This is a genomic window from Paenibacillus sp. Root52 (assembly GCF_001426865.1).
GTDB lineage: Bacteria > Bacillota > Bacilli > Paenibacillales > Paenibacillaceae > Paenibacillus.
Genome location: NZ_LMFO01000031.1, coordinates 131794 through 151416 on the forward strand (window position 1 = coordinate 131794; position 19623 = coordinate 151416).

The following is a 19623-nucleotide window of genomic DNA, read 5'->3' on the forward strand; positions in this document are numbered from 1 at the left end:
CTTGGAATGAAATACCAGCAATACATTTAATACAAGCCTATATTATATATCGTCATCTAAAAGAGTTCAAAATAGATCAAGCATAGACATTGCGTAAAAATTTATGAAGTATGCTTACGAAAGAAAAAAAGACCGTTACGATGCATCCATCTGCAAGGTAACGATCTTCTGGTTGATTTGTGTTGCTCTCACATCAATAATTCGTTGGTTACGGCTACCGCGATAAACTAAAGAAACATCTCGTTCGGCGGCGACATAACGCCCATCAATAATGACGTCACATAATTCGGCTAGTGCTGCCCGAGACGGCTCCAGCACTAGTTCTTCATACGTAAATCCAGTGTATGCCCAGACAGACAGATCAGGACGTAGTGCTCGAAATTGTTGAACCCAAGGAATCAGATCGGCTGCCGAGAAAAAGGGGTCGCCACCACATAAGGTTACGCCATCCAGCAGAGGATGGGTTGTAACCTCATGCATGATTTCTTGCTGCTTCTCCTCCGTAAACGGCTCACCTGAGCGAAAGCTCCATGAGTCTGGGCTGAAACAGCCTGGACAAGCATGGCGACAACCACTGATGAACAACACTGCACGTAAGCCGGGGCCTTCATTGACGGATTCAGGGATGTAACCGTGCAGGTTCACTTATGCTTCACCCGATCTCGAACTTCAGCTTGTTTGGCACCATTGAATCGCACTTTGTAATCCCCGGTGAGATAACCGGTAACTCGGCGTATACGTTGGAAATGCACGTTGTTCTCGTGAATGCCACAGTTCGGGCAGCTCTCTCCAATAACACCTTCATAGCCGCAAGATGGGCAGCGATCAATGGGATGATTGATGGAGAAGTAGCCAATATCTTGTGCCAATGCATATTGCACAATTCGCTGGAAAGCCTTCGTGTTGGCTCGCACATTCCCATCAAGCTCAACATAGGAGATTGCTCCAGCGTTACATAGTGTATGGAAAGGTGCCTCAAGTTCAATTTTGCGGTAGGCAGGTAGATTGTAATATACAGGCACATGGAACGAATTCGTGTAATACTCACGGTCATTAACACCTGCAATCGAACCGAATCGCTTACGGTCAATCGTTGTGAATTTACCAGATAAACCTTCGGCAGGTGTAGCGAACAGTGTAATGTTCAAGTTATGTAATTCACTCATTCGGTCGCAGAATTCTCGCATCGTACGAATGACATTTACTGCTTCTTGATGAATATGAGGATCTTGACCATGGTGTCGTCCATATAGGGCAGTCATACACTCCGCAAGACCGATGAAACCAATCGATAACGTACCATGTTTCAAGAGATCAGCCACCGGTTCATCGGGATCTAGCTGTTTACCACCTTCCCATACACCCTCACGCATCATAAAGTCCGAGGCTTTAGCTGGCTGCGCCTTCTGAATCTGATATCGATGAAGCAGACCTGAAGCAGCATGCTCCATGACCGATTGAAGTGCAGCATAGAAGCCTGTCCGATCGGCTACAGCGCGTGTTCCCTGACAGATGCCGAACCGAATACCTAGTTTAACCAAGTTGATCGTATTGAAGGACAGATTACCTTTTCCACTCTGACGGTTACGTCCGAACCGATCTGCCAGCGTACGTGTACGGCAGCCCATCGTAGCGATAATGGTGTCCGGGTCGTCTGGCTGATAGAACGGCAGATTGAACGAAGCATCCACATTAACGAAGTTAGGGTACATACGGCGCGAAGAACAGGTGACGGCAAGCTGGAATAGATCATAGTTGGGCTCTCCAGAAGCCTGATTAACCCCTTGTTTGCACTGGAAAATATGCTGCGGGAATACAGGTGTCTCCCCGTTTCCTAGACCACGGATGGTCGCTTCTAGCAACGAGCGAGATACGAGTCGTCCTTCGGCTGAGGTGCAGAGTCCGTAATTAAGTGATGTGAACGGAATTTGTCCTCCAGCACGGCTGCTCATGGTATTGAGATTATGGATCAATGATTCAGCAGCTTGTTCGGTCTCTAGGATCGTCTCATCCATGGCAAAATCGTAGGCACGTGGGCATTGCTCCTGTGCTTCAGCACTATCCAGATACAGTTGCTCATCCGGAATGTATGCATGCTCTCCAAAGAGCCGTTGCCCTTTACGATAATGCTTCCGGAAGGAGCGTCGCACATAAGGTGCAAGATCCCAATCTATTTTATTGGCAGATACACCGCCGTATTGGCTATTTTGTTGAGACTGAAAAATAATAGCTACCAATGCCATCGCTGACATGATCGTTTGGGGTGTACGAACTGAGCCGTTACCCGTATTGAAGCCAGAGGCGAGCAGTCGGTCAAATGGAATGAAGATACAGTTGGTTGTACCAAGTCCATACTGATCAAGGTCATGAACATAGAGGTCTCCATGCTCAACAGCTTGCGCGAGCCCTTCGGGCAGGACATGGCGAACAGCATGCCACTTTGCTGTCTCTGAACCGAGCCGGCTCATTTTTCCACTAAATGAATCTCCATTCAGGTTGGCATTCTCCCTTAACGTATCCGCATCCTCAGCCCCAATAATTCGTCTGCCAAGGTCAGAAAGTAGGTCGTTTGCTGGTGGAGAGGCACATTCAAGCATATTCATTTAAGGTTCCTCCTATAATGAGAGTATATATTGGCTAAGCCTGATTAAATACTACATGTAGTTTTTCATTATCCAGTTATAAACTATATATGGATTTTTGGGTGTGATAATGATCACATCGTAATCGTGACTGAACAGGAGATGTGCCTGTAGAATGTGGATAAAGGTTTCCAAAGTTGAATCCGAAGAGTATAATTTCTTTTTATGCTACACCGCGTCAAAACATCTCGCTCACGGACACAGAATCTAGGAGCAATGGTAGATGATCATCGGCCATTCCTATCATGGAGATCCAGCGAAACAGGAGCTTCTCAGAATGAGCAGCGATCCTGAAATTGCCCGTGTGATTCTTCTGAATGTCCGTGGTGTTAAAACATATATGTACAGGTTGTGACAACTGGTTCAGGAGTTTTTTTTACCCTCATATATCTTAATGGATTGATTCTAATTTGAAGCGCAGCTTAGACAAGAGGGGTGAGTCATGGGAACTACAGGTGTTGCAAAGGGCTTTTATGAAAATATACAGGAAGCTGCGACCCACATCGTGGACGTATTAAGTGGGATTTTGCAGGTAAATACCATCTTCGTTGCCAGCAATGATGGCATGACGAATGTGATTCTTGAGGCATTTAACCGCCATGAGCAGTTGGTCACTAAAGGTAGCGAGCTTCCATTTGAGACATCCTACTGTAGTTTGGTTTTGCAAGATAAAAGCAGTGAGCTAACCATTAAAGATACGGCGCAGCATCCATTAACACGTTTTATGGATGTGACGGATGGTTTGGGGAGTCGATTCTTCATCGGAGTCCCTATTTTGCGGCGATCGGGTGATGCGTTTGGCACCATTTGCCTAATGGACAACCCGGATTACCAACTGAACGAAACGGATATGAAAACACTAAAAGCAATGGCTGTTTTTCTCGGATACGTCATTGATCTCGAAGATAGCCTGTTGGTGCAGGAGCAGAAGCTGAGTGATACGGAACAACTGAAGGCACAGTTGCAAGCAGAGAAGGAACGAGCCGAGTCCGAAGCCATGACCAAAACGCAGATGCTTGCGTTAATGAGCCACGAAATCCGCAATCCATTGAACGGGATTCTGGGGTTGACGGATCTCATGCGGACGCCAGATATGCCCGAAGAGCATCTGGAGTATGTGAACATGATTGAGACAAGTGGCAATATACTATTATCGCTACTGAACAACATGATGAACTTCAACATCAATGATACTGGCAAAACGGTTGTACACGATGATCCATTTGATCTGGTGTCTACAATTGAGAATACGGTGTATCTTCATGTTGGACAGGCAATCAGCAAGGGCATTGAGGTTGGTTTGAACCTGGAGATGAATGTATCCCAAGTATTTGTAGGGGATGAGATTAAGATTGGGCAATTGCTGGCACATGTGCTGCAATACGCTATTGACTATACACGGACTGGTTCGGTGCTGATCACGGCCGTTGTGGATGAAGAGAGTACAGACAACCAAGCTGTACTCCTGTTGAATGTGAAGTATAGCGGCAAGATGCTGCCTGCGGATAAGATGCGACAGGTGCTTCATACTTCAGACGGGAACATCAGCACACAGCGAATCGTTGGTACGAATCTGGGGTTAGCAGTGAGTCAGAATCTAGCGATTCTGATGAATGGTAGTATTCAGATCAACAGCTTGGGGGAAGACGAGACGGAATTCCAGATTAGGCTGCCACTGCTTAGACACTGGGAGCTACCTCAGCTTACCAGCATCCAGCAGCGATTGAAGGGAACGAAGGTGTTACTTGCCAAAGACCCGGACATCTTGCAGGGTGTATCTTCCTTGATGCGAAGATGGAAGATGGATGTGCATATGACCTCAGGCTCAGCAGAGGCATATAGCTGGATGGAAGACGGCTTCAGCCCGGATGTAGCGGTAATTGATATGGGATTGGTCGAAGGTGGTGCGGTCGATTTCGTGCATAACCTGAAAACTCGTGCTCACGCACTGCCGATTATTGTACTCGTGCCCTATGGTATGCATATTAACCCCCAAGAGGCAGAAGTATTTGACGCCGTTCTAACGAAACCCGTGAGACAGGCTGATCTATTAAACGCGTTGAGCGTTATCTTGCATTAGAGGGTCATCTATAGGATCTGTAGCGCATCTGTTCATCAGGTGCGCTTATTTCTTTTTGGAGTCTGGTCAAAATGATTCGTTTAACGTGTACAGTTGCGTTACAATAGAAAGGGAACGTCATCATAAATGATTTATACAAGGAGGATGTGCAATCAATGGAGTATCGCAGATTAGGTGGAAGCGGACTGAAAGTAAGCGAAATCAGCTTGGGTAGCTGGCTGACATACGGAGGATATGTGGAACGTGAAAACGCGGTGAAATCGATTGAAACCGCATTCGATGAAGGTATTAACTTTTTTGATACAGCTAACGTGTATGAGCGTGGCGCAGCAGAGGAGCTGCTGGGTCAGACGTTGAAAGCATACTCTCGTGATTCTTATGTTCTGGCAACAAAAGTATTTGGCAAAATGGGCGACGGTCCTAATGACCAGGGATTATCCCGCAAACATATTATGGAGCAATGCGACGCGAGCTTGAAGCGTCTTGGAGCCGATTATGTGGACATTTACTATTGCCATCGTTACCATACGGAAACACCGATTGAAGAGACACTACGCGCGTTAGATGATCTGGTACGTCAAGGTAAGGTGCTGTATGTGGGTGTTAGCCAATGGACAGCAGCTCAGATGGAGGCGGCGCTGGGTACAGCAGATCGTCTGTTATTGGATCACATCGTGGTGAACCAACCGGTATATAATATGTTTGATCGATACATCGAGAAGGAGATTATTCCACTAGGTGAACAAAAAGGCATTGGACAAGTTGTTTATTCTCCGCTTGCTCAAGGCTTATTGACCGGGAAATACACGTCAATATCGGATATTCCTGAGAATAGCCGTGCAGCCAAGCTCGGCTGGGACGAAGGCAAGATCAATGCAGATCGAATCGGTAAAGTTCGCCAACTGATCGAGGTGGCAGACAAGCTAGATCTGAAGGTGGGTCAACTGGCACTTGCTTGGATTCTGCGTCAACCAAATGTGTCTAGTGCACTTGTAGGCGCAAGTCGTCCAGAACAAGTGAAGGAGAACGTTGTAGCTTCCGGTGTGAAGTTGGATGCGTCCATTATTGAAGAGATTGAGCAAATTTTGGCTTAATATGAGGTGGCCTATCGGCTTCTGAACGATATGAAATGAAGAAAGGGATGCACTCTCAAACCGCCTAGATGGACGGATGAGAGGACATCCCTTTTAATCTTATACGTGATCGGAAGGTTACTCTGTCATCGGAGAGTGGTAAGTGTAAGATTCTTTAGTTCATTTTATATAACGAGACATTATAACCTATGTTGCACAGGGAGTGGCAGTGAGCGCTTTTTCATAACACATACCCGATTCCGTCCTGTATTTTTGGCCTCGTACAAGCCACGATCCGCCTGTTCGAAGAAGTCATCGTCATCTTTGTCGTCGCAGTTATCTGGAAACACGGCCACGCCGATCGAAACGGTTAGACGTGTTGTATTTCCGTCGGGAAGAGAAAAGAGATACCTCTCTACAGCCTTCCGTATCCGTTCAGCAACAGCCAGAGCTTGCTGCTGATCACAATCGACCAGCAAAATTGCAAATTCCTCGCCCCCGTTACGGGAGACAATGTCCACAGGACGTGCATGTTCAATGAGAAGCCGCCCCAGTTGCTTCAGAACGGCATCACCCGAGGTGTGGCCGAAAGTGTCATTTACTCTTTTGAAGCGATCGATGTCAATCACCAGTAGGGACAATTTCTTCTGATGTTCTCTAGCATATTCCAGTTGGAATTTGAGTGACTTCTCAAATTGAAGCCGGTTATTCAAGCTCGTCAGATGATCGGTTGAAGCCCTTCGTTCCAACGTAAATAACAATTCATTCGACTTGTTAATAAATTCGGCAATAAAGTAAATAAAGATTCCGCCGATGAATGAGATGGTTAATTGTACAGGATATATTTTCATGAACTCATTAATGCTCGTTGTATTCATCAGTAGAATAATAAAAATTAATGCCATAGAAAATAAGTTCATCGTCAAGATTTTAGTTAATCTAGACCAAGGAGCATAAGAGAAATATACCCCAGCTAGACCGATGAGGACCATGACAAATGCTGCATCTATAGCAGAGGAGGATAGACCAAAGATCACTACACGCAGGATGGAGATTACGAGTCCTGAGATGAAGGAGGCCATTCCACCTAAATATACGGCGGCTGTTATTATCGCAAGATGTCTTAGATCTACGATCGTACTTTCATTAATACTGAAGGAATAATTCATTAATACTGTACCGTATATACCGAACAGGATACCCCCGATCAGTTGCACACGTATGGATGGAAAGGGAACACGGATGCTATAGAATTTAGCGATAATTCCGGACACGTACATAAATGTGATCATGATACAAAGATTAACAAAAAACGTGCTGAACAATGAGCATCCCCCCTTTACACACATTGTTATATTTTATCTGAAAATGAAGCTAGTAGCGAACCAATTTATCCCAAATAGTGGATGTGAGTACTGGGAATTATAGAGAATTAGTTGAATTCTAGTGTAGCCACTGATGTTGACTTCATTATACATTAAGATTTATACTTAATCTAAATCAAAATGTTTCTGTGTGTCACAGTATTTATAGACTGTGTCCTTCTATAGAATGGGAATAAAGGAGAATTGCTTGTGAGAACTCTAAATCTGACTATACAACGACAGGCCGTGTATGATGTAGTTCGTCATTCAGAGGATCATCCTACAGCGGCAGACGTAATGAACCGTCTTGTAGAGCAAGGTTATAACCTAGCCTATGGTACGGTATATAATTCACTTCGCTATTTAACGGATAAGGAATTGATTCGGGAGCTTAAGCTCGGTGAGACGGCAAGTCGCTACGATGCCCGAATGGATGACCATCAACATATTATGTGTGAAGTTTGTGGTAAAGTGGACGAGGTTATGACGGAGGTCCCCGCACAATGGATGAAGCAGGTGGCTGAAGAAACCGGATATGCAATTGACCATGCCCATGTGGTCTTTGGAGGTGTCTGCGGGGAATGCAAAAACAAACGGATCAAGTAAAAATCAACCTGTCGGGTCGGCGTTTACCACTTCGGGTCAAGCCGGCTCTGACGGATCCAACTCCATTGGCAGAAGCTTGTCCGATTACAAGACGTGTTATTCTCATTAGCCCTATGCCAGGCCAGGTTCACGAACTGGTCAAAGCATTGACGGATAGTTGCTTTGATGTGCTGGTATTCCATCGCTGGGAACCAGATTTGCATGAACGTCTTGATTTTGATCTTCTCGTCTATGACCTATCTGTTGCGGGGACAATTGATGCCTTCGCTGGAATCAGCAGTCGTTTGAATCGAGAAGCAGAGTATACAACGCCTTGTTTGTACCTTGTAGGGGAGAAAATGATTGGCAATGCAAGCGGCCCGATGCTTCAGGAAGAGTTGTTGGTCTGGCCAGCGCGGCCGCAGGAAGCTCTATACCGCGTTCAGCGAATGATCGGCAACAGCCCGGCTGTGCCGAAGCGTGGGTTTTTGCCTAAGGAAGGGCAACGGATCGGATTCAAAGATCTATGGCTGGATCGAGAGCGGATGAGCGTGCAGCGGGATGAGGATCGAATTCATCTCACCAAGACGGAATATGATCTTTTGCTTAAGCTGATCGATGCCAAGGGCGCCGTAATTTCCCGTGAAGAGATGCTTAGCGATATTTGGGAGACGGATTTCACAGGAGGAAGTAATGTCGTCGATGTGCATATCAAAAGCTTGCGCAAAAAATTGGGCGATAACGCAGCTTCCCCAAAATATATTGTAACGGTAAGAGGAGTGGGCTACCGCCTAGCGGATTAGTCCGCTTTTTTTTGTGCCTATATGTGCGTGTTCAAAAAAGGGGTCTTTTTGAACAACTTCTACAATCATGAAGTTCGTTCATGCGAAAGCCATGTGACCCTCATCTTATGCTCATGTAAACCTCATGCAAGCAATAAAGCAGACATGTTAGAATCATTTTAACAGTTAGATCAAGTCTAAATGTATATTCGATCAAATGTTGAATATGATCTTAATCATAGAGCACATAGAGCAAGCGTGAGACCAACATGAGGAGGAAAACAAGATGACAGAACGTATGACAACCAATCAAGGTGCACCTGTAGGTGACAATCAGAATTCCCGTACAGCAGGCAGGAGAGGGCCAACATTACTTGAGGATTATCACCTGCTGGAGAAGATCGCCCATTTTGACCGTGAACGTATTCCAGAACGTGTAGTGCATGCTAGAGGTGCTGGTGCGCATGGTGTATTTACACTGGAGCAAAGTATGAAGGCTTATACGAGTGCTGATTTCCTTCAAGAGCCAGGCACGGAGACGGATGTACTCGTTCGTTTCTCCACTGTTATTCATGGAACAGGGTCACCAGAGACGGCTCGTGATCCTCGTGGGTTTGCCGTTAAGTTCTATACCCGGGAAGGGAATTACGATCTTGTAGGCAACCATTTACCTGTATTCTTTATTCGGGATGCCATGAAGTTTCCTGATATGGTTCATTCATTGAAGCCTGCACCAGATACGAACATTCAAGACCCGGCAAGATACTGGGATTTTATGACCCTTACCCCAGAGTCGACGCATATGATGACTTGGTTATTCTCTGATCTGGGTACACCCGCTAATTATCGTGAGATGGATGGGTTCGGTGTGCATGCTTTCAAATGGATCAATGCCCAAGGCGAAGTCCATTACGTGAAATACAAATGGGAGTCTGCCCAAGGTGTACGCGGCTTCTCCCGTCAAGAAGTTGCCGAGGTTCAAGGGCAGGACTTTAATCATGCCACCCGGGATTTACACGATCATATCAAGAACGGACAATACCCACAGTGGAAGCTACAGGTTCAGTTGTTAAAACCAGAGCACATGGATGACTTTGCTTTTGACCCGCTCGATCCAACCAAAACATGGCCTGAAGATGTCATCCCGTTCCAAACGGTGGGCACGATGACGTTGAATCGTAATCCACAGAACTTCTTTGCCGAAGTGGAGCAAGCTGCATTTTCACCAAGTGCATTAGTACCAGGCATTGAGCCGTCGGAGGATAAATTGTTACAAGGGCGTTTGTTCTCTTACCCAGATACGCAGCGCCATCGTCTTGGCCCGAATTATTTGCAAATTCCAGTGAATTGCCCGTACGCACCTGTGCGCAATCACCAACGGGATGGACTTATGAATGTGAACCAGGATCCCTCTCCGGTAAACTATGAACCGAACAGTTCTGGCAACAGCCCACAGGAGGATGCTACCTATAGAGATAGCCGAGTTCCACTGCATGGTGAGGTTACACGGGAGAAGCTGGAGAAGACGGATGATTACACGCAGGCAGGTGAGCTATACCGCTCATTTACCACTGTAGAGCAGCAACATTTATTAGATAATTTGGTCAATGATCTGAAGGGCGTGCCTGTAGATACTCAAATGCGTGCACTATGTCACTTCTTCCGAGCAGATGGACAATTCGGCGCTCGGTTAGCTCAAGGGCTTGGCGTTGATATTTCGGCTCATATGCCACCACAAAATCAGTAATAAGAACTAATTTTCTCATAATATTCATAAGATATGATATTGATATATATAGGCCAGGGAGAACCGCATCGCTTGCGGAACTGCCTGGTCTTCGTGCTTTTTTGGGAATCAAGAGTCACTCGATAAACTCCAGATATTGCACTGAAATGGTAAACATATTTACAAATCATTTACAATAAATAGCTGACATAAAGGTTGACTTCTTACTTGATGGCACTACAATGGGTAGTGTGAGGGGTGTCGGAAATGAGAATAAATAATTTCAAAGTAGGTGAACGTGGGCTGAATCGTTTCTTTGGTCCGCTGGAAGCGAAGATTATGGATATTTTGTGGGCTCGTCCGGGAAGCAGTATCCGCGAGGTTCAAGCCGCACTGGAGAAGGACAAGGATGTTAATTTCAATACGGTGATGACGGTTATGAATCGGCTCGTGGACAAGGGGCTGCTCGGCAAGACGCAGAAGGGTAGAACGTCATTGTACCAGCCGGTACAGAGCAAGGAGGAGTTCATGAACAACCAATCCAAAGAGCTGTCCCATGAACTGGTGGATGAATTCGGTGCTCTGGCATTGAATCATATGCTGGATGCATTGGAGGAAGCAGATTCAAGTTTGATTGAACGACTGGAACAGAAGATTAAACAATGGAAAAAGGATAGTAACTGACATGTGGAGAGCTCGCTCGAAGCTACTGTTTACCGTCGGCATTGGCATTCCGTTGTTTGTGTTCATGCAGATGTTTATGTACGCGATGTACAAAATTTTCGGGTGGGATATCCCGTTCAATCTACTCTGGCTATGCAATCACTGGATGAGCCGGTTAGGTTGGGTATCTGTAGGACATGTTCTGCTCGTGTTGGTGTGTCTCACATTTGCTGGAACAGGTTGGTTGTTACTGGATCGGATCATGCAGACACGAGCAGCAATTCAGAAGCTTCGTACGCTGGAGAATGTGGGACTGTCGAGGGAATTCGAGGCAAAATATCAACATCTGAAACGTCCAGGCTTTATTATCGTGGACAAGCGGTCACCAGTTGCATTTACGATCGGCCTCTGGAGACCATATGTTGTGTTATCTACTGGACTGCTAAGTATGCTTGATGCTGAGGAAGAAACTGCAGTGGTATATCATGAGGTTCACCATCTATGGCACCGTGACCCACTAAAGACAACGTTGTTGTCGGTGTTTGCCATCATGATGCCTTACCTGCCTGTATTGAAGCATACGTCTAAGCACTACCATGTGGTTAGAGAGATTTTGGCAGATAATGAAGCTATCGAACGTACGGGTAATGCAGCGGGGATTGGAAGTGCCTTGCTCAAGCTTATCCGTGCCTATCCAGAACAATGGCATGCCAAAGGGATGGCGGCTCAATCATCGTTCGCTGATACGTCGGTCAATGTCCGCATATCTAGACTGCTGGATCCCGAACAAGATGTCAGATTGATTCTGCCACGTTATGCAGTTCTGACTTCGGCTACCGTAATCTTGTTACTTTCCGTCCTGTTTGTTTGGTCCATTGGGTGAGATACGTGGAGAAGATGTCACTTGAAACGATATGAATATTTAGGAGGATGATTGATATGAATACGAGAACCGTAGAGATCGGATTGTTTTTTTCTAGAATTATGATTGGATTGATCTTTGTATTGCACGGCTGGAGCAAATTCGAAGGTGGGATTAGCGGTACGGTTGGTTTCTTTGAGAGCATTGGTGTCCCTGGTTTCCTCGCCTCGGTTGTAGCGGTCATTGAGCTGGCTGGGGGGGTAGCAATGATCCTTGGTCTAGGCACACGTGTATTCGCTGCAGCATTTGTTGCTATTATGGTAGGTGTACTGTTCACAGCCAAAGTAGGCGCACCGTTCTTGAACGGAACTGAACTAGACTACATGCTTCTGGCAGGTTCGTTGACCTTGCTGTTTGCAGGAAGCCGTTTCTTGGCATTGGATCAGATCTTATCCAGACAGAGCACTGTACGTCAGAACGTGAGTGCTTAACTTAGGTTCATTAGTTAAATTAAAAGTAAATTGCTATGACCTGATAGATAAAGTTAACAATAATAATATCGTCATTATGTATCGTCAAAGTCAGCCTTGCCTCGCTTGTCGGAATTCCGGGTAATATTACGGGAATGAAGATAAGCAGGCAAGGCTTTTTTTTGTTTTGGACGATGGGACTACGTTTTTGGTACAATGAGAATAAGTATGCTACTAAGAAAAAATAAGAATGTTGAGGAGGATGCGCTCCATGATTAACCTTATTCCATCCGATGCCCGTTCAAGCTTTGATCGGGGCTGGTTACGTGGTAGTCACAGCTTTTCTTTTGGAGAATATCAAGATCCTGAGAACACTGCTTTTGGTCCAATGCGTGTAGCTAACGATGATGTCATTGCTCCAGGTCGTGGTTTCGGCGCACATCCGCATAGTGATATGGAGATCGTGTCGATTGTATTAAACGGTAAACTACGCCATGAGGACAACTTGGGCAATGTGGCGGTCACATCATTTGGTGGCATTCAACGGATGTCTGCAGGCAGTGGAGTCATTCACACCGAGCATAATGCTTCAGATCAGGAGGAGGTACGCTTACTCCAGCTCTGGTTTATGCCGCACACCAGAGGACTGAAACCATCCTATGAGACGACTTCGTTTGATCCAGATGAGCTTACGGGTCAGCTTGTTCCAATCGTATCTGCAGAGGGCGGGCCTCGAATTGCATCCATCCAGCAGGACATGACCATTTATCTCAGTCGTTTGAGTAAAGGGGATACGCTGTCATTTCAGCAGGCAGCTGGTCGGCGCAGCTACATTTTTGCCATTGAAGGCAAGCTTGATTTGAACGGAGAATTCCATCTGTCTACCGGTGATACCGCTCGTGTAGAAGAAACGCCATCGTTGGAGCTTCAAGCGAGCGAGGATGTATTTTTCATGTTGATTGATCTACCTTAATGAATCGAACTGGCGTGGATAAATTCGAAGAATAGGGGATGCCTATATGACTCAGCAAGAGTGGTTTATGGTTAAACATGCGGTGACAGGACGAGGGCTGGTGAATAGTAAAACAGATACGTCGTCCTATCGGTATCAGCATGATGGAACCCACTTTATCTTTACTGTCACAGGGTTAGACAAGCAGACAGTCGAGCAGATTCTGCAGCTTAGACAGGAGCTGAATGTGTTTCGATTTGTACAACGTAAAGATCAGCCCCTGGTGAAGCATTGGTATTATGTCCAAGGGGACAAGGTGGAGTACAACAAGGAAAGTCAAGCACTTACCATATATGCAGGTTCAGAGATTCGTTATGTGCCTGAAGACTATTTTGCAGACTAAACCAGTATGATTGAACGAATAAATGAAAAGCGATTTAAAGTGAGTTGCCGAGCTTTCGACAACGTGAGGAATCCTGTATGTTCAGGATTCCTTTTTTTGTTGTTCCGAAATGTTAGGTGCTGAATTCTCAGGTGAGGATTATATACATTCTCAGGCTCCGACATAGATCTGCCAAAGTTTTAGATCAGTCCACATAATTCCGTTCTTTCTGGCACAAGCTACCTTGTATAAAAACAAGAGAGGAGGGACGGTATATGGCGGATCATACATCGGGGAAAAGCGGTTCCCGGCACGCAGAAGAGAAGACTCATATCCCATTGGGATTACCGTCCCCGCCCATTTTACGACAGCCGATTGGTCTTACACATGAAAGCCATATGCTGGCGGTTAAGGATATTTTCTCAGATTGCTCAGATGTGGTCTTTCGCAATGTCATGATCTCACCCGAGGTTCAGGGCGTCATTGTATATATTGAAGGTATCGTAAACTCCACAGATATTCAGGAGCATATGTTACGTCCTTTCATTCGTGGTCTGGTGGAGCAGCGGACGAATGAACCAGAAGCTCCCTTGGATGATACCCGTGTTGCTCTGTCTCAGGTGAAGAAAGTAGCGACGTGGGCAGAAGCTGCAGACGGTGTACTGGAATCCTCAGCACTACTGTTGATGAATGGTAGTAAGGAGGCATGGCTGTTCAATGTCAAAGGCGGTGTTCGGCGCGGTGTTGAGGAGCCTCAGACAGAATCGGTTATTCGTGGTCCACGGGAAGGATTCACGGAGACACTACGTGTAAATACTGCGCTGCTGCGGTTTAAGCTCAAGACACCTACGCTTAAAATGCTGAGCATGACCATCGGATCGGACACCAAAACTAATGTGGTGTTGAGCTATCTAGATGATGTTGCAGATCCGAAGCTGATTAAGGATGTTAAGAAGCGTCTCAACAAGATTAAGATCGATGGGATTTTGGAGACGGGATATATAGAGGAACTGATCGAAGACCATCCGTATTCCCCATTTCCACAGATGCATTACACCGAACGACCGGATACGGTTGCAGGTAATTTGCTGGAAGGTCGGTTTGCCATTTTTGTAGATGGAAGTCCATTTGCCTTAATTGGACCAGTTACGATGTGGCAGATGCTTCAGGCGAGCGAGGATTATTATGAACGGTTCTTCATCAGTAACCTTATTCGCTGGATTCGGTTTTTATTTGTGGCAATTGCTTTGTTTTTGCCCGCTCTTTATATCTCAATTACGACCTTCCATCAGGATATGTTGCCAACGACTTTAATACTAAGTATTGCTGGGGCGAGGGAGGCCATTCCTTTTCCAGCCTTAGTCGAAGCGCTCATTATGGAATTATCCTTCGAAGCTCTGCGGGAAGCTGGGGTCAGGTTACCCAAAACAGTAGGCCAAGCCGTGAGTATCCTCGGTGCTTTGGTAATCGGGCAAGCAGCTGTTCAGGCAGGGATTGTATCTGCACCGATGGTTATTATCGTTTCAATGACAGGGATTGCATCGTTTACCATTCCACGCTTCAATTTTGCCATTACGGTTCGCTTATTGCGCTTTCCGATTATGTTGCTTGCTGGGGCACTCGGATTGTACGGGATTGTCATTGGGTTGGTACTTATCTCGGTACATCTAACACAGATGACCTCCTTCGGCGTTCCATATCTATCGGGTCTTAGTCCCTATAGCAAGACAGATACGAAGGATATTGTCATGCGTGCACCTTGGTGGAAGATGATTAATCGTCCTTCTACCGTTCACCGTGACCAGAAGAGGATGAATGAGAAGATCAACGGTACGCCTGAATCCGAAGAGGGGTGGTGAATGCATGTTATTCATACGAAGATATCTTCTAGTAGGGATATTGTTGCTGAGCACTCTTCTGACTGGATGCTGGGATCGAAGAGAAATTAATGATGTTGCCTTTGTCATTGGGATTGCAGTGGATAAGGAAGAACAGCTATATCGAACGAGCTTACAGATTGCCTTACCCGGACAGTCAGGTGCTTCGGGAAGTGAAGGAGGCGGGGGAGGCACGAGTGGTGATAAACCATGGTTCATGTTATCCAATACAGCCGAGACGCTGCGTGGAACTTCACTCAAAGGGCAGAAGGCACTCTCACGTCAGCTCTATTATGCTCACCGTCGAACGTTAATGATTGGTGAAGATTTGGCTCGCGAGGGGGTTGCCCCGATGCTGGATCTATTAACACGTTATCCGCTCAATCGTTTATCTGCGATGCCAATTGTAACGAGGGGACCTGCCCATGAGGTGTTGGACACAGATGCGCCAATTGAGAAGTTCCCTTCAGAGATGGTGCGTGAGCTATGCTTCCTGAACATGCGTACGCCTCGTTCACTCAAAATCTTTACTGATGCCATTCTTGCTGAAGGTGTAGATCCGTTTCTTCCCATTGCTTCCGTAGTGGAGAATGTGCCGAAGAGCTGGAAGAACGTCAAAACCAACATAAAGCTGGATGGGCTGGCAATCTTCAAGAAAGATAAGCTAGTAGGCATGATTGAAAAGGAACCTGCGGATGCACTGATTCTAGCCATGGGTGAAGCGAATGCGCCGGAAGTCATGGTCAAGGCTCCCAGGGGTGAAGGGAACCTGTTCATTAAGCTAAATGAGAACAATTCCTCGTATGATCCTCAAGTTAAGAATGGGAAGGTCACCGTAACCATCAAAATGTATGCTAAGGGAATTTTAGTGGATAACGAATCCAATTACGGTGACCTCCGAGAGGGGGAGCTTATGAAATTGAATGAAGCTGTTCACACCAAGATCAGGCAGGACATTGAGGAAGGTGTACGACTCGTACAAAGCAAATACAATGCTGACATCCTCGGTCTTGGCCGATCTATTCATCAGCAGCTCCCCAAAGAGTGGGACAAGATGAAGGATCGCTGGACCGACGTGTACCCTGATGTGAAGGTTATCGTTGAGCCACATGTCATCATCGAAAATGTAGGCATTGTGAACAAACCGATCGGGCTAAGTGATGAGGAGATCGTTCATGATTAAACCACTTCTCTTCACCTATTTGTTCATGGTTGTGCTTGTGCTCTGGATGGACTTCAAACATCTGAAGCAGGCGGCGGCGATTAATCGTTGGATTTCGTACACCATCATTGGGTTTAGTACGGGGATCTTTTTCTACGTCACCCATTTAAGTAAAACGTTCTTCATTTCTGTATGGCTAACCCACCTCATTCAACACTGGTTGCCATTACCTTAATCGATTCCAATCGGGATGATCATACCCGAAAGAAAGGAGACATGTTATGAATCAGGCAGTCACCCATCGTCAACTGATTCTGCTGGTCATGTTGCTTAGCATCACAACCACATTGATACAGCCGCATGCACAGGCGATATATTATGCTGAACAGCATGCGTATCTGTCTTATATACCCGTGTTTTTGGTGATGATTTCTGTTTTGTGGATGTTGAGTCGAGTCCAGCGACGGTTTCCGAATCAAGATTTATTTGAATCACTCGTTGTACGACATCCGTTCATGGGTCGGGTGACGGCTCTGTTGTACATCATGTTTTTCCTTTTCATATTTGCTCGTGATATTCGGTTAATTGGTGACTACATTAGCATCACCTTGCTGGAGACTACACCGATATCCATCATCATTCTAACGCTGATGGTCATGGCTGTATTTATCGTGAGGGGTGGACTGGGCTCGTTAATTGGGATGTCAGAGCTGTACATCACATTATTTCTGGTAAACTCCATCATCGTCCCCTTTATGCTCATCCAGCAGATCGACATGGATAATCTGATGCCGTATTTTGATATCGATATGGCTGGTGTTGGCAAAGGTAGTTGGTTTCTCATGTCCTTTTTTGGAGAGATGGTGGCCTTGCCGTTTGTGGTGAAAGGCAGTGACTTTCGGTTCAAATCCGTGTTCTGGGGAGTAACGATTGCTGCGCTATTAATGATGCTAATCGTCGTTGAAACGATCACATCGATTGGGGTACCCATTGCATCGAGGCTAGTATACCCTTCGTATGAATTAGCGAGGCAGCTACAAGTGAGTGACTTTCTTGATCGGTTCGACCTAGCGCTAGCTGCAGCAACGCTACCGACCATGATTACGAAAATTGCGTTTGATCTCTACTTTATCTGTTGGGGCATGAAACGAATGATTCCGAAAGTTTCCGGTAAAGTATTAACTGGGCCGATTGCCTTGCTTGGTTTTGTCTGTGCGTTCTGGTTCTTCCGCAATGCAATTCAACTCTTTCGATTTACTAGAGAATGGACGTGGGTCGCCATTTTGTTTGAGGTGCTGTTACCGATTCTAATATTTCTGTTTCTGCATCCTCGCAAACAAGATCGACAACCCTCCGCGGCTAAGGAGAGTGGCGATCGTGGAGGGCAGAAGCATACGTCGGATTCAAAAGAATCTACTTCGAAAGATCAGAAGAAAAGTGATGAGGATACAGATCATCAAGCAGGAGAGCTTCAGCCTTCCTGATCCTGTTCATAAAAAAACGTTATAGCTAAACATGTACCAAATGGCATGAACAAGGTTTCCCTCCACAGGACTACCCTGTATACTGTAGTCAGACTGAAGAACGTTCGGCTGAACGAACTGGGGGGAACTTGAATGGCTCAACATTTGGCAGGCATACGTGTAGCACTTACAGGACCACGCAAATCGAAGGAAATGTCCCTGCTCGTCGAGAAAATGGGTGGAATCCCACTCGTGCGACCTGCACAGGGAACGGTGTTTTTGGATGATCGGAATATTCGTGATGGCCTCGTATCTTGGATCTCTGATTCACCGGATTGGGCTGTGCTGACAACAGGTATGGGTTTGGATGCGCTATTTGATATGGCAGAGGACATGGAAGTTGCGGGTCAATTATTGGACTCTTTATCTGAATCATCCATTGCAGCGCGTGGATACAAGACGGTGAATGCACTTCGCAAGCGGAAGCTGAATCCATTAGTTCGGGATGATGATGGCAGTACAGATGGGTTAATTCGGGAATTGGAATCACATGATCTTGCAGGGAAAAAAGTGATATTGCAGCTACATGGTGAGACAGCACCGAAGCTGGTAAACTGGCTGCAAGAACAAGGTGCAGAGGTTCGACAAGTGTTGCCCTATCGCCATGTCCCTCCAGAGGATCATGAATTAGAACAGCTATTGAATGAGATTGTGAACCATGAGGTTGATGCGGTAGCTTTTACAAGTGGACCCCAAGTTCGCTTTTTGACAGCATATGCCACATCCCAGGGAAAGCTAGAGCAGATGCTGCAAGCCTTTCGTGAAGGGGTCGTTCCTGCTTCTGTAGGTAAAGTTACGGCGAATGCGATGCGTGAAGAGGGCATTGAGGCACTTGTTGTGCCAGAAGAAGAGAAGATGGGTGCCCTGATCGTGGAGCTAGGACGTTACTATGCGGCTACACAAGTAGACAAAGCGTAACTTCAAATCATAATAGGTATGAAGAGATATCGATAGACACCGTAAAACGGACGTACTTGTTGTAGACCATACCGTACTTCTATATACGTTATCCTGATCCATTGCATGGGTCAGGATTTTTGCTGTTCTCTAGTTGTCGTGAACGGATTTATTCTAAAGATTGGAGAAAAGGTAAGCGGTTTATCCTGATCTTAAACATGGACATTTTTTCCTGAGCGATGTTATGATACAAACAAATGATTTGGCATGGTGCTCATTCCAGCCTATACGGGGAACGTTCAACTTTATCAGGTTTGATCTGACCGATCTCGTGGATAGTATGCTGAATTAGATATTGAAAACAAGCAAGGTGCTCTTGCGTCAGGCAAGAGGTAACAGGGAATCGGGTGCAAATCCCGAGCGGTCCCGCCACTGTAATGGTGAAGCTCTTTTTTGGTTGATGTCACTCGTTATTCGGGGAAGGCAGAAGAAGAAGCTGATGATCCAGAGCCAGGAGACCTACCTTGCATGTGTCACCAAACCCTTCGCGGAAAGGAAAGGTGTACGAATAATCAGGAAACAG

The 19623-nt window shown here is 46.0% G+C and carries 18 protein-coding genes and 1 riboswitch; of the genes, 15 read left to right on the forward strand and 3 right to left on the reverse strand.

Going from position 1 to position 19623, the window contains the following annotated elements:
* Positions 1-135 precede the first annotated feature (135 nt).
* The gene (gene nrdG / locus ASD24_RS25565) at positions 136-645 is read right to left on the reverse strand and encodes an anaerobic ribonucleoside-triphosphate reductase activating protein (RefSeq protein WP_056701955.1); all 510 of its coding nucleotides are present in this window, start codon (positions 643-645) and stop codon (positions 136-138) included.
* The gene (locus ASD24_RS25570; protein ID WP_056701958.1) at positions 642-2603 is read right to left on the reverse strand and encodes an anaerobic ribonucleoside triphosphate reductase; all 1962 of its coding nucleotides are present in this window, start codon (positions 2601-2603) and stop codon (positions 642-644) included. Before ASD24_RS25570 ends, nrdG begins: the two co-directional genes overlap by 4 nt.
* 481 nt (positions 2604-3084) lie before the next feature.
* On the opposite strand from ASD24_RS25570, the gene ASD24_RS25575 reads away from it, so the two are divergent.
* Complete coding sequence (locus ASD24_RS25575; protein ID WP_056701960.1) at positions 3085-4722, forward strand: hybrid sensor histidine kinase/response regulator; 1638 nt, start codon at positions 3085-3087, stop codon at positions 4720-4722.
* A 155-nt stretch (positions 4723-4877) separates the two neighbouring features.
* On the forward strand, positions 4878-5816 hold the full coding sequence (locus ASD24_RS25580; RefSeq protein ID WP_056701962.1) for an aldo/keto reductase family protein: 939 nt from the start codon (positions 4878-4880) through the stop codon (positions 5814-5816).
* A 179-nt stretch (positions 5817-5995) separates the two neighbouring features.
* Here ASD24_RS25580 and ASD24_RS25585 read toward each other — a convergent pair whose 3' ends face one another.
* Positions 5996-7087, reverse strand: a complete 1092-nt coding sequence (locus tag ASD24_RS25585) for a GGDEF domain-containing protein (protein ID WP_235540847.1) — start codon at positions 7085-7087, stop codon at positions 5996-5998.
* A gap of 282 nt (positions 7088-7369) precedes the next feature.
* On the opposite strand from ASD24_RS25585, the gene ASD24_RS25590 reads away from it, so the two are divergent.
* The 13 genes from ASD24_RS25590 to ASD24_RS25650 all read left to right on the forward strand — a co-directional run bounded on the left by ASD24_RS25590 (position 7370) and on the right by ASD24_RS25650 (position 19061).
* Complete coding sequence (locus ASD24_RS25590; RefSeq protein ID WP_056701967.1) at positions 7370-7765, forward strand: Fur family transcriptional regulator; 396 nt, start codon at positions 7370-7372, stop codon at positions 7763-7765.
* Positions 7741-8547, forward strand: a complete 807-nt coding sequence (locus tag ASD24_RS25595) for a winged helix-turn-helix transcriptional regulator (RefSeq protein ID WP_056701969.1) — start codon at positions 7741-7743, stop codon at positions 8545-8547. Before ASD24_RS25590 ends, ASD24_RS25595 begins: the two co-directional genes overlap by 25 nt.
* A 265-nt stretch (positions 8548-8812) precedes the next feature.
* Positions 8813-10273 carry a catalase gene (locus ASD24_RS25600; protein ID WP_056701972.1) on the forward strand — a complete coding sequence of 487 codons (1461 nt, stop codon included), beginning with the start codon at positions 8813-8815 and terminating at the stop codon, positions 10271-10273.
* A gap of 246 nt (positions 10274-10519) precedes the next feature.
* Complete coding sequence (locus ASD24_RS25605) at positions 10520-10936, forward strand: BlaI/MecI/CopY family transcriptional regulator (protein ID WP_056701974.1); 417 nt, start codon at positions 10520-10522, stop codon at positions 10934-10936.
* A 1-nt stretch (position 10937) separates the two neighbouring features.
* A complete protein-coding gene (locus ASD24_RS25610) occupies positions 10938-11798 on the forward strand; it encodes a M56 family metallopeptidase (protein WP_056701977.1) in 861 nt (286 codons plus the stop codon).
* 56 nt (positions 11799-11854) lie between these two features.
* Positions 11855-12268: a DoxX family protein gene (locus ASD24_RS25615; RefSeq protein WP_056701978.1), complete on the forward strand. Its 414-nt coding sequence runs from the start codon at positions 11855-11857 to the stop codon at positions 12266-12268.
* A 250-nt stretch (positions 12269-12518) separates the two neighbouring features.
* A complete protein-coding gene (locus ASD24_RS25620) occupies positions 12519-13220 on the forward strand; it encodes a pirin family protein (protein WP_056701980.1) in 702 nt (233 codons plus the stop codon).
* 46 nt (positions 13221-13266) lie between these two features.
* Positions 13267-13602 (forward strand): hypothetical protein, encoded by a 336-nt coding sequence (locus ASD24_RS25625; RefSeq protein ID WP_056701982.1) that lies wholly within the window; start codon positions 13267-13269, stop codon positions 13600-13602.
* Between the two features lie 254 nt (positions 13603-13856).
* Complete coding sequence (locus ASD24_RS25630; protein ID WP_082560557.1) at positions 13857-15440, forward strand: spore germination protein; 1584 nt, start codon at positions 13857-13859, stop codon at positions 15438-15440.
* A 4-nt stretch (positions 15441-15444) separates the two neighbouring features.
* On the forward strand, positions 15445-16641 hold the full coding sequence (locus ASD24_RS25635; protein WP_056701984.1) for a Ger(x)C family spore germination protein: 1197 nt from the start codon (positions 15445-15447) through the stop codon (positions 16639-16641).
* Positions 16634-16855, forward strand: coding sequence for a hypothetical protein (locus ASD24_RS25640; RefSeq protein WP_056701986.1), 222 nt, complete (start codon positions 16634-16636; stop codon positions 16853-16855). The genes ASD24_RS25635 and ASD24_RS25640 overlap by 8 nt, the downstream gene beginning before the upstream one ends.
* A gap of 46 nt (positions 16856-16901) precedes the next feature.
* On the forward strand, positions 16902-18104 hold the full coding sequence (locus ASD24_RS25645) for a GerAB/ArcD/ProY family transporter (protein WP_056701988.1): 1203 nt from the start codon (positions 16902-16904) through the stop codon (positions 18102-18104).
* Positions 18105-18236: 132 nt separating this feature from the next.
* Positions 18237-19061 (forward strand): uroporphyrinogen-III synthase, encoded by an 825-nt coding sequence (locus tag ASD24_RS25650; RefSeq protein ID WP_056701989.1) that lies wholly within the window; start codon positions 18237-18239, stop codon positions 19059-19061.
* A 330-nt stretch (positions 19062-19391) separates the two neighbouring features.
* A riboswitch (cobalamin riboswitch) is annotated at positions 19392-19581 on the forward strand.
* The last annotated feature ends 42 nt before the right edge of the window (positions 19582-19623 follow it).